Genomic DNA, 12,500 nt, shown 5'->3' on the forward strand with positions numbered 1-12,500 from the left:
AGCAAGAAGGGTTTGGGTTGCTGGTTATGCTCTTGGCGGAAGCGGTTGATTGCCGCCTGGATGTCGCGGACGAGTGGAGGGCGCCTCGATAGAAGCGACGCTTCGACAGTTTTGCGAAGAAGCCCTCGACCGCGTTGAGCCACAAGCACGAGGTCGGTGTGAAGTGGAAGGTGAAGCGCTGATGACAGCCCCGGTCGACATATCGGCGTTGATGCCTGTGAGGTCCTGATGGCGATGCCGCTGAATGTTCCTGCCGATAACGGTGCCGCACGTTGCGAGCGGCATACAGTGTGGTCGGCTATTCGCTTCTAATCGGGTCATGGTGGCGAGCCTACGCTTCTTCGTTGGGAGGCCGGGTTGGGTTCGGTCGAGCCCCTGGATGCGGCGAAGATGGAGCTTGTCTGGCGAGAACACGATCCTCTGAAATGGGTATTGACGCCGCCCCGGCGCATTTGGAAACCCAGCCGTATGCAGCCGCTGCCCTATGATCGACATCGCGCAAAACTGTTGAGCAGGGCTAGATCGGATATTTGTTTGTCGAGCAGATCGAGGGTATTGATATGGGAAATTGTGGCAGCGTGGTTGAGGGATGGCAGGGATTAAACTGACGACGAGGCGATAGAGGCAGCGACCGAAAAGCATGGCAAGGACCTTGCGACGTCGGTCGCTTATTGCGCCTTCGAAGCGTCTGGCAACCCGGACGATCCGGAATACCGATTCTGGGTCGATCTGTTTCTTAAACTTTCAAAAAAGGATCATGTCGGGTGGGCTTAGTCTACGGACGACCCTGTCGGACTGAGGCGTATGACACCAGATTCTCACTCAGACAGCTACGGGTGATTTGATGATGATCCCGCCATCGGGGCTCGGCGCAATTGACGCCCCGTGGCGGCACGAAAGACGCTCAACAGTTGCAGCGCGGGCGGCACGCGCGACCAGTGACGGAAACGATTTGCAAGCAGCTTGCCGATGGCTTGAGCCTGCGAAGATTTGCTGCGCCGATGATATGTCCGAGAAGGCCACAGTATGCCGCGTGGGCTGGCCATCCATGGCGCCCGCGCGGCATTGCCATCGCTTTCAAAGAGCGACACGCCTACGGGACGATGGCTGAAGGCAATGATCGGCCGCGCCGTCAACTCGCCGATCTTCGCCCGCGCAATCCAACGCATCGCGCTGGACACTCCCACCCCGAACCGCGCCGACATGCCGGCGTCCGAGGCCTTCAGGACCCGGGACCGAAGGTCTTCGCTCAGTGCTCTTCCCATCATCCACCTCATGAAAGTGGATGTTGAATCACACCGCCAACGCCCTCGTCACATCACAATCGATTTATCGATCTAAGGACGTGGTCTAGTGCGAGTGGGCGTCGCTGTCGACTGCATTGCGATTTGCTAGCAATCTGGCAGATGGACAGGAAAATTCACATACCGTCTTGTGCAGCCGGCACCCAAGCGCGTCAGCAGCTCCGGCGGGTTGACGCCAACGGCCGCTCCAAGGTCATCCGGGGTGAAATCTTTACCTAGCAATTCCACAAAAGTTCCCAAACCACAAAGTGGTTCCGGAACGTCTGTTATGTCTATCGCTATGTTTTCCATGCATACTGTTCCAATCAAAGGGGCTGAAAATCCAGCAATCCGAACGGATATCTTGTTCGCGCAGGCCCATGGAAGGCCATGCTTAAAACCGATCCCGGCGATCGCCACGCGGCTAGTCCGCACCGTACGAAATGTCGCACCGTAGCCAACCGCCTCCCCCCGAGCAACATTGCGCACCTCGAGTATTTTGGCTCGGAGCCTTGCAACGGGCTGCAGCGGATTTGGTTGAATGCCAGCGTCATTGAGACCGTAGAGTGCTGCGCCCACCCGCACCATGTCGAAATGATAGGATTTACCCAGCCAGACACCGGCGGAGGCAGCAAGGCTGCCGCAGGTGGGCTTAAGCAGATCGTAGACCGCCCGAAAGCGGTTCCTTTGCAATACATTAGTAGGGTCTGCAGCGTGTTCGCTGCACGCGAGGTGGCTGAGTACGAACGAAGGAGGATACCTGTCGAAAGTACCAGAAAGATGCTCGCGACGCACGTCGGCAAAGGAGAGCCCAAGGCGGGAGAAACCCGTTTCCACGTTGAGAAAATATGTTTGCGTCCCTGTCACACCAATGGCCTCCAATTCGGCGACATTGTTCACAACAGGTATGAGACCGTTGGATCGATAGCATCGGCCAAATCTCTCAAATTCATCGCAAAACACGGCAATTGCCCCGTCTACATGGGATGCCCTCAAAAGCAACGCTTCGTCCAGGTTGGCGACGAAGAGCAGGTCGCAACCGGCATCGATGAGCGCTCTTGCAATCTGTACAAGACCAAGTCCGTAGGCATCGCTTTTAACGACACCAGCGACCCTTACATATGGCCCAACAAGTCCCGAGATGGCCTGGAAGTTCGCCTGAACCGCCCCAAGATCAATCTCAAATACAACATTGGCGGGGCGTACTAGTGGCGCCATCTTCTGCCCTCCGTTCCTCTTTTCGTTAACCTCGCAACGCAGCGCGTTAACTCTCATACCTACAAGGTCGATTCGTTGCGCACTCCGATATCTTCCGAGGCATACGGCGGGATTGCGGCAGGCTAGCGTCAGTGTTGTTTAACATTGATAAATCTTTGTTAATCTTAATTGCGCAAGCATCATATATATTTAACGTAGCGCCGCCTTGTAACTTGGCTCTACATCTGACATATACTTACAGCGCGATTTAACTGGACCTCATTGCGGAGGGATATTACCCTAAACCGCGTAAATATCCTGATTTATTGGACATGGCGCGCTTGGGGGAGATGTTCTCGATTTTCTTAGTCAAAGCGGTAGACCCTACGATTTGCACGTCAGAGCAAGAGATATGCGGCGGGCCTTTTTAAAGGCTAACCTTGCGAGATACACGGCCCTGAATCTCGGTCACCATCCGACGATCGAGCTGGTTCCTATCGATCTGATGATCTGATGAATATGGAAGCCACAGCAGAGCGACTGGCGGCTCTCCGTCCTGACATCATCTTCAACGCAACGACATTGCATTCAAGGGAGATCATAACGCAATTGCCGCCCGATGCTTATCGGCAAATCGATAGAGCAGCCGCTGGGATGTGGATTCCATTGCACCTAGTTCTCGTGCGACGCCTGATGAAGGCCGTGCGAGAGGCCGGACTTGAGAGCATGGTCGTGAATCCTACCTGATGTAACGCATGCCGCCCTTGTAGCCGAGGGTCTCTCGCCGGCGATCGGCATCGGCAACATCGCGAATGCCGTACCGGGCATCAGGTTGGCGGCCGCGCATGTTCTGGGTTGCGAACTGAAACTGAAAGCGATCGACGTGCGGTCGTGCGTCGTGCGGTTCGTTGCCCACCACTTTGTCAGTGATCGTATTCAGAGGATCGGTTCCACGGGCGGAGCGCCTTACTATTTTGCCATATATCGTGAGGGCCAGAGACTTAGGCCTGAGGAATTGGCTCACGATAATCTCGTCGCGAACGTCGCCAGACACTTTCGGGGGGTGGAAGGCCTGGCGGGACAGGCGGTGACCGCATCGTCGGCGACAAACGTCCTGCAGGCGTTGGCCGACCGGATGGAGCGCGTCGTTCATGCGCCCGGTCCACTAGGGCTTGTCGGGGGCTATCCCGTTAGGATTACTCCGACAGGTATTTCCATCGACTTGCCAGAAGGCCTGTCGCTTGACCACGCGGAAGAGATCAACACGGAATGTCAGAAATACGACGGGATTCAGGCCGTGGAAAGCGACGGGACCGTGCGCTTCACGGGAGAGTCGGCGGAAGTCATGCGTGAGTTGCTCGCCTACGATTGCGAGGCAATAGCGCTGGACGAGTGCGAAGACCGCGCGAAGGAACTGGTGGCAAAATGTGTTGAATATTCGCGTTGCTTCGATCAGTTGTGAGCCTTTAGGAGGTTGTCCATTTGGCCCGACCGGGAAAGCTGAGGTTCTCGAAGCTTCAGTGATTCTCGGAGGACCGAATGAACATCCACGAGAATGCCGGTCTGACGCCGCTGCGTAGAGAGGAGATGGCCGCGACGTTCTTGAAGGCCGTCTTTCCAAAGCCGACACGGCGCGGACATACGGAGTGACGGCGAAGGTGGCGGCGCGCTGGGAACCAACCGCCCCCTCGCACGCTGCCTCCGGAGAGATGGTGCCCTTCGCAGCCCAATTCGGTCGATAATTGTCGCCTGTCTGACAAAATTGTTTCATATCAGACACACAGAGCATTCTCTCGGATGGCTAATGCCGTAAACTCCAACTGCTTTTCAGTTGGCGCATTTCTTGCTTTTTGCTGTGTGACATTCGTCCAAGCAACGGACCGGTTCGAGGTCCGCGCCGATGAATTCGCATGAGATCCCCAACTCGGGCAACCGCAAGGGCAGAAGAGAGAGGCAATATGTGCGATGATGTAATGTATGATGAAAACTGGGCGTCTACATATGACCACTATACCCGCATACGAGGAAGGATGGGCGAGGTTGATGATGCTGTCGCCTTTCTTGATCGTTATTGCAATGGTGGCAACGCTCTTGAGCTTGGTGTTGGGGGCGGGCGAGTGGCAGTTCCGCTGAGCGAGCGAGGCGTACGGGTCGACGGAATTGACAATTCGGACAGCATGTTAAGGGTTCTTGCCAAGCGAAGTGATATTGTCAAGGCTTGGAAGGCAGACATCGCCACTTTTAGCTCTGAGCAACGCTACAATCTAGTGTATTGCGTTTATAACACGTTCCAACTGCTAGCCACACGCGAAGCACAATTAGGTTGCCTTCGATCTGCTGCCGCTGCGTTAGATGATGAAGGAAATCTGGTCATAGAAATTGCTGTGCCAGACCTGGATGGTTTCGTCCACGGCCAGAGAGCAGGTACGGTTCTCTTAGATCATGAGAATACGATCCTGATTGCGGAGGTCCACGAACCTCTAAAGCAAAACGTGTTCTCGACCCTTCTCTGGTTTTCCGGAACATCGGTTCGACGTTTACCACATAACATTCGCTACGTGTACCATCAGGAACTTGACACCATGGCCGAATACGTTGGACTGGAGCTGGCGGAGCGTTGGGAAGATTGGGCAAGAGGTGCATTCTCCGGAAACTCTCAGCGTCACATCTCAGTTTACCGCCGAAGACGCTAGCTGCTTGTTCCACATAGCTTTCGGGTTGCATTCGCCGGCTTGGGGCGCTTACTGCCGTCGTTGGCGGCGTTCGGCTCCAGCCAGTCAAACTACGAGAGTTGGAAGCTTCTGAAACCTTTAAAAATACTATGATGGCCATCCCATCAACAGATCGGAGGACGAAAAATGCGGCCTGAAGTTTCGTTCATATTTGGCGGGATATCGAAGGAGTATGACTCCTCAGTATCATCGTTAGAGCACATCATCGCTACTTACTTAGGAACTCCCAATATCGAACGGCGGTTCGACGTGAAGAATATTCATCATATAAGCCGTAACGATGGTCTTGTTAGAACATTTTCATTTAGCGAAACCTTTACAATCTCTGATCTGCATCACGTTATTTCAGGTACTGGCATCGCGAATGGACGCACCTTGGTTTATGCCCTTGACGAGATTGCGTCGTGCAACGAATACGTTGTGAATTTATTGCATGGGCAGTTTGGTGAAGACGGGGGGATCCAAACGCTTGCTGCTCTTTTAGGCCTAAAAGGTACGTTCGGCGATCCCCAAGTTGCATCATTGACAATGAATAAGTACGCTATGTCGTCCTTCGTTTCCTCGCTATTGCCTAGCGATATTGTGGGAGTTCCCAAGACCAGGCTAATAACAGCTAAGGATAATCTGGATGTGGCTCAAATTGCAAATTTGTTCAGAGGCCCTATTGTTGTGAAACCGAACTCGCTCGGCTCATCACTACTTACCGAGGTTTTCCATGAGCCGGCAACCTCTGGAGTAGAGGTCGTCGCTCTAATTAAGGAAATACTTGAGAACGATAGTGCAGCTCTATTGCAGGAGTTTGTCCGTGGCGACGAATATTCTTGTGGATGCATGATAGATTCTAGTAATGTGGTGCCGCTTCCGGTTATGAAGATCAAAACTGATAGAGGATTCTTTGGCTTGAAAGAGAAGTCTCGCAAAGACATGTTCGACCTCGAGGCGGTGGACGACCTTAACAATTCAATTTCAGCCCGAATTAAGTCGGCCGCTAGGTCAATAGCCTCCGCTATTGACCTTTATAATGTTGTCAGATTTGATTTTATAGTGACGCCTCGATCTGAGATAGTCTTCCTCGAATGTAACTATATTCCGGGTATGGGGAACGAGAGCATCTTTCCAGCGATGCTGGAGAAACACGGCATGACCGTAACAGATCTCATACATTGGGTTGCTTTACACTCGAAGCAGTATACCAGAAAAAATCACTTGATTCGTGGTAAAATAGATGTAGAGAGTCCTTTGTAAATGAATACCTTTGTGGTCCTCCGCGCAGCCCGCGAGGGGCAATTGAGCGATTGCCGGAGCAGAAATCCCCCCAATGTTAAGGCGTTACTGGAGAGTCCGTATGCAGTATCCGAAAGAGTTGACCGATGCCTTGGAACTCATCTGGGGCGAAGGCATGCTTTCGCCAGGCGGGCCGGAGAAGGTCGCAGACATGCTGGAGGGTATGGACATTTCCGGCCGCCACGTGCTCGACATTGGTTCCGGCCTAGGCGGCATCGACGTGCTGCTGGCGATCAAGCACGGAGCGGCAGCAGTCATCGGCATCGATGTCGAGCCGCAGCTGATAAAATCTGCTAGCAACCTAGCGGCAAGGAAGGGACTCACCGGGCGCGTCTCCTTCCAACTGGTATCTCGGGGGAGGCTCCCGTTTGCGGATACCACCTTCGACCTCGTCTTCTCCAAGGACGCGATGCTGCACATTGGAAACAAACTGGCTCTCTACTCGGAGGTCCTGCGTTTGCTAAAGCCCGCTGGGTGGTTCATTGCGGCGGATTGGTTCTGGTCCGAAGGGGCAGCCAAGAGTAAAATCGTTAATTCGTGGTTCCGCGAATCGCAATCGAATTTCGCCTTCACTCCGCCCGCAGCTGCCCTCCAGGCGCTCATCGATGCCGGATTCGCTGAACCGACTGTCACCGATCTCCGTCATGAACTGCAGAAGACCACCCGCGAGGAGGTGTCGCTACTCAAGGGTCCAGTAGGCCAGAAGCTTGTGACGATCCTCGGCAGAGAAATCGCCGACAGCCGTCTCGCCAGCGCCGAGAGCCGTCAGGCAGCGCTCGATTCTGGTGACTTAATCCCTTGCTATCTCAAGGGTCGCCGCCCGAGCTAGCCTGCGAGAAGCGTTGGGTACCATCGGCTATGATGTGCAAGCGGGATCTTCTCCCTTTTCAGAGGGCGCTGCCTCGCGCCTCCTGCTTCGAGAGAATTCATGAGCGTGCCAGTGATGAGATGAGGCACCAGGTGCCCTTGTGGTTCCCCGAAAACGTTCCGATTGGGAGAATACCGATGATGGCACTGTAAACTTAACGCTCCGAAAACGAGGTCTGGGGAGCTCGGCTTTGGTTCATGCGGCGTGAAGGCGAGCGACTTGGCGCCAAGTATCCATGGCTGCTGCTTGCAGTTGGCGATGGTGGTTAGATGGAATGTCGTGGCGCGGAATGTGAAAGAGGTGGCAATCGGGTCGTGGATGGAAACGAAACGCTGAAGCTGTCGCGCGGACTTGAAGCGCTTCATGATCCTCTCCCGTCGTCGGACAGGTTGATAAGAGTTCTCCGCCCGATTGTTCAGGGCCTTGTGCGACTCGACGCCGGGCATGATCTCCCGCTTCGCCGCACCGTAGGATCGAAGCTTGTCGGTGATCATGATACGTGGCGAACGGCCTTGCCCTTCAGAAGCTTTCCTATCAACCGGTTGGCAGCTTTGGCATTGCGGCGGCTTTGCACCAGCACGTCAAGAACAAAGCCGTCTTGATTGACGGCGCGCCAGAGCCAGTGTTTCTTTCCACCGATGGTGGTGACAACCTCATCGAGGTGCCATTTGTCGCCGATCCTGCCGGCTGATCGCTTCCGGATATCTTGGCAAAGTGTCTGCCGAATTTCTCAGGTCTGGTGAGAAACGATGACGCCAGGATCTGGCAGCACATCCTCGACCATCCGCAGGCTGAGCGGAAACCGGAAATAGAGCCACACGGCATGTGCAATCACCTCCGATGGAAATCGGCGGCGACGATAAAGAGGATCACGGGGAAATCTGGTCATGCCGTCAGATCCCACATTTTGATCGATGCTCGGTTAATTTTACGGTACCACCAACGGAGATTCATTCGATGACCCAGCCTCTGCTCTTGCCTCCGCCGTTTCCGCTCGAGGAATACCAGGCGCGCCTTTCGGCATTGCGCGGCATCATGGCTGAGCGGAGAGTTGACCTGCTCATTATCAATCAGTTTGAGCACATGGATTACTTCTGCGGCTACGCACCTATAGCAGCCATGTATCAAGCCGTGCTCGTCCCAATTGAAAGCGAGCCCGTGGCTGTGATCCGTTCTCTGGACGCTTCGGCTTTCAATGAAAGCAGTTGGCTTACCAGTTACGTGGAATACGTCGACGACGACAACCCTATAGAAGTCGTGGCGGCAACGATCAGGACGCGCGGATACAAGTCGGCGACGATTGGCGTCGAACGTGACAGTTATTTTCTCACGGTAAATCGCGCCTTGGAGTTCGAACACCTGCTGCCGGATGCCACGTTTGTCGACTTTTCTTCCGTCATGTGGGAAATGCGCCAGGTCAAATCATCACTCGAAATTGCCTGCCTCCAGGTCGCTGCGGAAATCTGCGATCGCGCGGCAGCGGCAGGCTTCGAAGCAGCTCGGCCAGGTGTGAGCGAGCGTGAGGTCTTCGTCGCCATGACAAGCGAAGCGTGGCGCAGTGGGGCGGACAATGCGCAAGTCGCGGTGGTGGCATCGGGGCCTCGCTCGGGAATTCTGCATGCCCCTCTAGGCGGCCGCACTCTGGCTGAGGGGGATATCTTGCATGTGGAACCAGTTCCGTTTGTTCACGGCTATACCTCACGGATGATGCGGCCGAAATCAATTGGCGCTCCGACCGACCAACAGAGGCGGACGGCGGAAACCATGGTCCGAATCCAAGACGAGCAATTCCCAGCCATGAAACCCGGAGCAGACGCAAAGGAGGTCGACCGCATTGTTCGTGAAGGGATGTTGTCGGCTCAAATGCGAGACAACTATACGAATATCACCGGCTACACCCTGGGCCTGAAGCACCCACCACGGACAACTGATTTTACCCGCGTCTTCCGGGCGAGCAGCGATTGGAAACTTCAGGAAAACCAGGTTTTCCACATGTATACGTGGGCGGACGGCATGGCGTTCAGTGAAACTATTGTCGTTACCCCCGAGGGAGGGAAGCGACTGACCAGAATGGAACGCAAACTCTTCTACTGAGGCTAGCCTGCAAAAGCCTGGGTGCCCTACCGCTAATTTGCTCGGATCGTTCGAAGGCCCGGCCGGCGACGACTCAAATCAACATCACCTAAGGACTCTGAGTAGGAGATTCAGCATGGCCACCATAGGAGTTCTGTGCCTCTCGAATGGCGGGCGCTACACGAGTGAAGACCCGGACTTCGCTCCGGGCTTAGTTGATCCTAGCCGCTACAAACTAACGCCATTGTTCAGGCAGATTCCGGGTGCCTGGGCCAGCAACGTTGTGGCCGGCGACCCATCTTGTGAAATTGAATACGTCAAGGCCGCCCAAGCGTTGGTCAGAGAGGGAGCGAATGCGATTACATGTGACTGCGGCTTCACTGTGAGATACCAGCAGGCGATCGCAGAAGCCGTGCCGGTCCCTGTATCCACTTCCAGCTTGCTCTTGCTTCCGACACTTCTTGCCAACGTAACCGAGAAACGGAAGATCGCCGTAATAACTGCTGACTCCCGATGCCTCGATGCCGACATTTTAGCCATGCTTGGCATCGACAGTCCATCGCGGTTGATTATTGAGGGACTCGAGGGAACGGATACCTACAACTATATGTGGGATGAAGACGGCAAAATTGACCCAAAGAAGGTCCTGGCCGACATCGACGCCGTTGTTTCCATCCTTAGTCGTCATGATGATATCGGAGCTGTCCTTTGCGAATGTACAATACTGGTGCGTGTCTCGGGTAGAATTCGGAGGGCGACGGGTCTGCCCGTCTACGACGCCTTTGACAACGCATCTCTCCTTATGGCTGGCGTCGGCTAGTTTTTTCCGTTTGCTGTTTGCTCGGCGAAAGCTGAATTGCTCAGTCTAAAGCGCAACCGCCTCGTGCGAATCGACTGTTCGATATTCGTTGAACTCGGTGCAATGTGAGACTGGGCAGAGGTTGATCACCGTGGGACGCCGGTACGACAGCGCCAGATCATTACCCCCACGGCAATGGATTAGCGAAAATGAAAAGGAAAAGGAAATTAAAACGACTACAAGACATCCGCGATGGACCTTCCACTTCCTTCCAACATTATGTTCATGGCTCAAGCTGTCGAGGGCTTCTTCGCCAAACTGACACGACGCCGACTGAAACACGGCGTCTTTCACTCCGTCATCGACCTCCAGGCGGCGATCACCGCTTCATGACCGAGCACAATCACGAACTGCTGCCATTCATCTGGAAAGCAGACCCCGAGCAGACCATTGCAGCAGTCAAACGCGGGCACCAAGCGTTGGAATCAATCCACTCTCATGATTGCTGACTAGGGTTTTTTGCAATGCGGTGGACCCGCCGATCCGATCGGCGGTCGAGGCACTTGTACGGCGGATATGAGGTGCAAGAGGCGGGACTTGAACGTCGGTCAACAATCTCTCATCCGCGGGTCGGACCGCATGACCTGGTTTCGTTTGGGGCTGCCTCTGTCTAGGTGGCGAGCGTCGAGGCTCATAGTGGAGACGAGCGCTCCCCGACATTGTCCCGCCTCCAGAGCCGCATATCGCACCAAGGCTGATCCTGTGTTGTGGTCTCCTCTGCTGGCTGTCTTGTCAAATAGTGGTCACGCCGCCTTTGGCGCGGATGAGCGCGTACGCCACGTCAATCGCATCAAGGGCCTGCTGTTCAGCCAGGGCTTATCCGGCTACCAGCCGCTGCGCCGCGACCGGCGCACTCGGCTCGAAGAGCTGAGGACCGGCGACGGCCGACCATTGCCGGCGCATCTGAAGATGCAGATCAGCCGCGAACTCGATCGGCTGGAGCTGCTGATCGGACAGAGCAAGGCAGTCGAGGCCGAGCGCGACGCCATGCTCGCTGTCGCGCCGGTCGGCTGCGCGCATTTCGCTGATTGCGAGCAGCGAGCAGCCGGCACCGGCGATGCTGCTCGCCTTGAAAGGCATCGGGCCGAAGTTTGCCGTTGTCTTGTGGTCGGAGGGGCTAGTCGCGTCCTTTTAACAACCGACGACAGGTTGCTGCCTATGCGCATGACCAACAGCAGGCATATTCCACGCATCAGCAGAAATTATGTGTAATGCGGCCCAAAGCCCCTGATTTCCGAACAACGGCCCAAACGTGAACAGAGCAGCGATGAAAGCTGCCAAAGATATAAGCATCGTATTACGCAGTTCGCGCGACCAGGTGGCGCCGGTGAAGACGCCGTTCATTTGAATGGCCAGAACACTACTCAAACTTGCGAAGGCTGCCCAAGGCAGATAGGCAACGGCCTCCGAGCGTACGTCGGCTGCGTTCGTTGTGGCCCTGATGAGTTGTTCGCCGAATGCGAAGACTACGGTACTCGCGAACCCCGCGAGCGCGAACCCCCAGCCTCCGGTCAGCCTGACTGCTCGCGAGAAAGTCGACTTACAACGAGCGCCAATAGCTCGCCCGGCGAGCTGCTCGGCTGCCGCGGAAAGCCCGTCGAGAAAATAGCCCGCGAGCAGGAAGAAATGCATTAGGACGGAATTGGCGGCAAGGGTCAATGTGCCAAGCTGGGCGCCCTGCCGCGCGAATAGGATGTAGGCTCCCATGAGCGCGACGGAACGGGTCATGATGCCGCCGTTGAGGTGAAACATCCGTCTCATCTCTGCGATGTTGAAGGCCTTCCGGCACGACATCTTCGGCCCCCCGCGGAAGCGTCGGAGGATGATCGTCATACCGGCGATCATCGCGGCAGTCTCACCACATACGGCTGCCCAAGCGACGCCTTCGATCCCCCAGCCCAAGTGAAGAGCTAAGAAGATCGAAAGGGCGAGATTGACTCCATTGACGAGAAGTTGGAGCAGAAGTCCGAGGGCAGCATTGCCGCATCCCAGAAGGTAGCCGAGAATCGCACAGTTGATGAGGATCGCAGGCGCAGAGACCAGCCGGATGCGGATGTAAAGATCCATTGCACTGGTCACGGCCTGTTCCGTATTCATGAACCATTCGCAGATTGCTGCAATTGACGACGCAAGTAGGACCAGTGCCACACCTGAAATCGCCGCGACAATGGACGCCCTCCAGAAGACCGCCTTCTGTTCCAGAG

8 protein-coding genes and 7 pseudogenes are annotated in these 12,500 nt (G+C 55.3%); 9 read left to right on the forward strand and 6 right to left on the reverse strand.

Annotated features, from left to right (window positions below; genetic code table 11):
• The 4 genes and pseudogenes from EN749_RS38875 to alr form a co-directional block, all read right to left on the reverse strand.
• Positions 1-384, reverse strand: a pseudogene (locus tag EN749_RS38875) (IS630 family transposase); the annotation flags it as partial.
• 438 nt (positions 385-822) lie between these two features.
• Positions 823-938 (reverse strand): annotated as a pseudogene (locus EN749_RS19285) (IS1595 family transposase); the annotation flags it as partial.
• Positions 939-1,121: 183 nt separating this feature from the next.
• Positions 1,122-1,265, reverse strand: a pseudogene (locus tag EN749_RS19290) (IS630 family transposase); the annotation flags it as partial.
• 126 nt (positions 1,266-1,391) lie between these two features.
• Entirely contained in the window at positions 1,392-2,501 is a 1,110-nt protein-coding gene (gene alr, locus EN749_RS19295; protein ID WP_128363729.1) for an alanine racemase, read from the reverse strand.
• 811 nt (positions 2,502-3,312) lie between these two features.
• On the opposite strand from alr, the gene EN749_RS38880 reads away from it, so the two are divergent.
• The 5 genes and pseudogenes from EN749_RS38880 to EN749_RS19320 all read left to right on the forward strand — a co-directional run bounded on the left by EN749_RS38880 (position 3,313) and on the right by EN749_RS19320 (position 7,325).
• On the forward strand, positions 3,313-3,942 hold the full coding sequence (locus EN749_RS38880; RefSeq protein WP_245491453.1) for a hypothetical protein: 630 nt from the start codon (positions 3,313-3,315) through the stop codon (positions 3,940-3,942).
• 77 nt (positions 3,943-4,019) lie between these two features.
• Positions 4,020-4,153, forward strand: a pseudogene (locus EN749_RS19305) (IS481 family transposase); the annotation flags it as partial.
• A gap of 357 nt (positions 4,154-4,510) precedes the next feature.
• Positions 4,511-5,173 carry a class I SAM-dependent methyltransferase gene (locus EN749_RS19310; RefSeq protein WP_245491454.1) on the forward strand — a complete coding sequence of 221 codons (663 nt, stop codon included), beginning with the start codon at positions 4,511-4,513 and terminating at the stop codon, positions 5,171-5,173.
• 165 nt (positions 5,174-5,338) lie between these two features.
• Positions 5,339-6,457, forward strand: a complete 1,119-nt coding sequence (locus EN749_RS19315; protein ID WP_128363731.1) for a D-alanine--D-alanine ligase — start codon at positions 5,339-5,341, stop codon at positions 6,455-6,457.
• A gap of 100 nt (positions 6,458-6,557) precedes the next feature.
• Positions 6,558-7,325: a methyltransferase domain-containing protein gene (locus EN749_RS19320; RefSeq protein ID WP_189367598.1), complete on the forward strand. Its 768-nt coding sequence runs from the start codon at positions 6,558-6,560 to the stop codon at positions 7,323-7,325.
• A gap of 234 nt (positions 7,326-7,559) precedes the next feature.
• On the opposite strand, the pseudogene EN749_RS19325 reads toward EN749_RS19320, so the two are convergent.
• Positions 7,560-8,253, reverse strand: a pseudogene (locus EN749_RS19325) (IS6 family transposase).
• Positions 8,254-8,321: 68 nt separating this feature from the next.
• On the opposite strand from EN749_RS19325, the gene EN749_RS19330 reads away from it, so the two are divergent.
• From EN749_RS19330 to EN749_RS37760, 4 genes and pseudogenes are all read left to right on the forward strand, one after another.
• Positions 8,322-9,458, forward strand: coding sequence for a Xaa-Pro peptidase family protein (locus tag EN749_RS19330; protein WP_189367600.1), 1,137 nt, complete (start codon positions 8,322-8,324; stop codon positions 9,456-9,458).
• 115 nt (positions 9,459-9,573) lie between these two features.
• Positions 9,574-10,257 carry a hypothetical protein gene (locus EN749_RS19335; RefSeq protein ID WP_128363734.1) on the forward strand — a complete coding sequence of 228 codons (684 nt, stop codon included), beginning with the start codon at positions 9,574-9,576 and terminating at the stop codon, positions 10,255-10,257.
• A gap of 220 nt (positions 10,258-10,477) precedes the next feature.
• A pseudogene (locus EN749_RS19340) lies at positions 10,478-10,745 on the forward strand (IS630 family transposase); the annotation flags it as partial.
• A 316-nt stretch (positions 10,746-11,061) separates the two neighbouring features.
• Positions 11,062-11,459, forward strand: a pseudogene (locus EN749_RS37760) (IS110 family transposase); the annotation flags it as partial.
• On the opposite strand, the gene EN749_RS39600 reads toward EN749_RS37760, so the two are convergent.
• Positions 11,428-12,393: an MATE family efflux transporter gene (locus EN749_RS39600; RefSeq protein WP_348629365.1), complete on the reverse strand. Its 966-nt coding sequence runs from the start codon at positions 12,391-12,393 to the stop codon at positions 11,428-11,430. The pseudogene EN749_RS37760 and the gene EN749_RS39600 overlap by 32 nt on opposite strands.
• Positions 12,394-12,500: the final 107 nt, after the last annotated feature.

It is taken from the genome of Mesorhizobium sp. M7A.F.Ca.ET.027.02.1.1, from assembly GCF_004022985.1.
Lineage (GTDB): Bacteria > Pseudomonadota > Alphaproteobacteria > Rhizobiales > Rhizobiaceae > Mesorhizobium.

What these genes read in the sequence shown, in the direction of transcription:
- EN749_RS19320 (WP_189367598.1), top strand. Translation starts at nt 6,558, where the DNA reads ATGCAGTATCCGAAAGAGTTGACCGATGCCTTGGAACTCATCTGGGGC.
- EN749_RS19315 (WP_128363731.1), top strand. Translation starts at nt 5,339, where the DNA reads ATGCGGCCTGAAGTTTCGTTCATATTTGGCGGGATATCGAAGGAGTAT.
- EN749_RS19335 (WP_128363734.1), top strand. Translation starts at nt 9,574, where the DNA reads ATGGCCACCATAGGAGTTCTGTGCCTCTCGAATGGCGGGCGCTACACG.
- EN749_RS19310 (WP_245491454.1), top strand. Translation starts at nt 4,511, where the DNA reads ATGGGCGAGGTTGATGATGCTGTCGCCTTTCTTGATCGTTATTGCAAT.
- alr (WP_128363729.1), bottom strand. Translation starts at nt 2,501, where the DNA reads ATGGCGCCACTAGTACGCCCCGCCAATGTTGTATTTGAGATTGATCTT.
- EN749_RS39600 (WP_348629365.1), bottom strand. Translation starts at nt 12,393, where the DNA reads ATGAATACGGAACAGGCCGTGACCAGTGCAATGGATCTTTACATCCGC.
- EN749_RS19330 (WP_189367600.1), top strand. Translation starts at nt 8,322, where the DNA reads ATGACCCAGCCTCTGCTCTTGCCTCCGCCGTTTCCGCTCGAGGAATAC.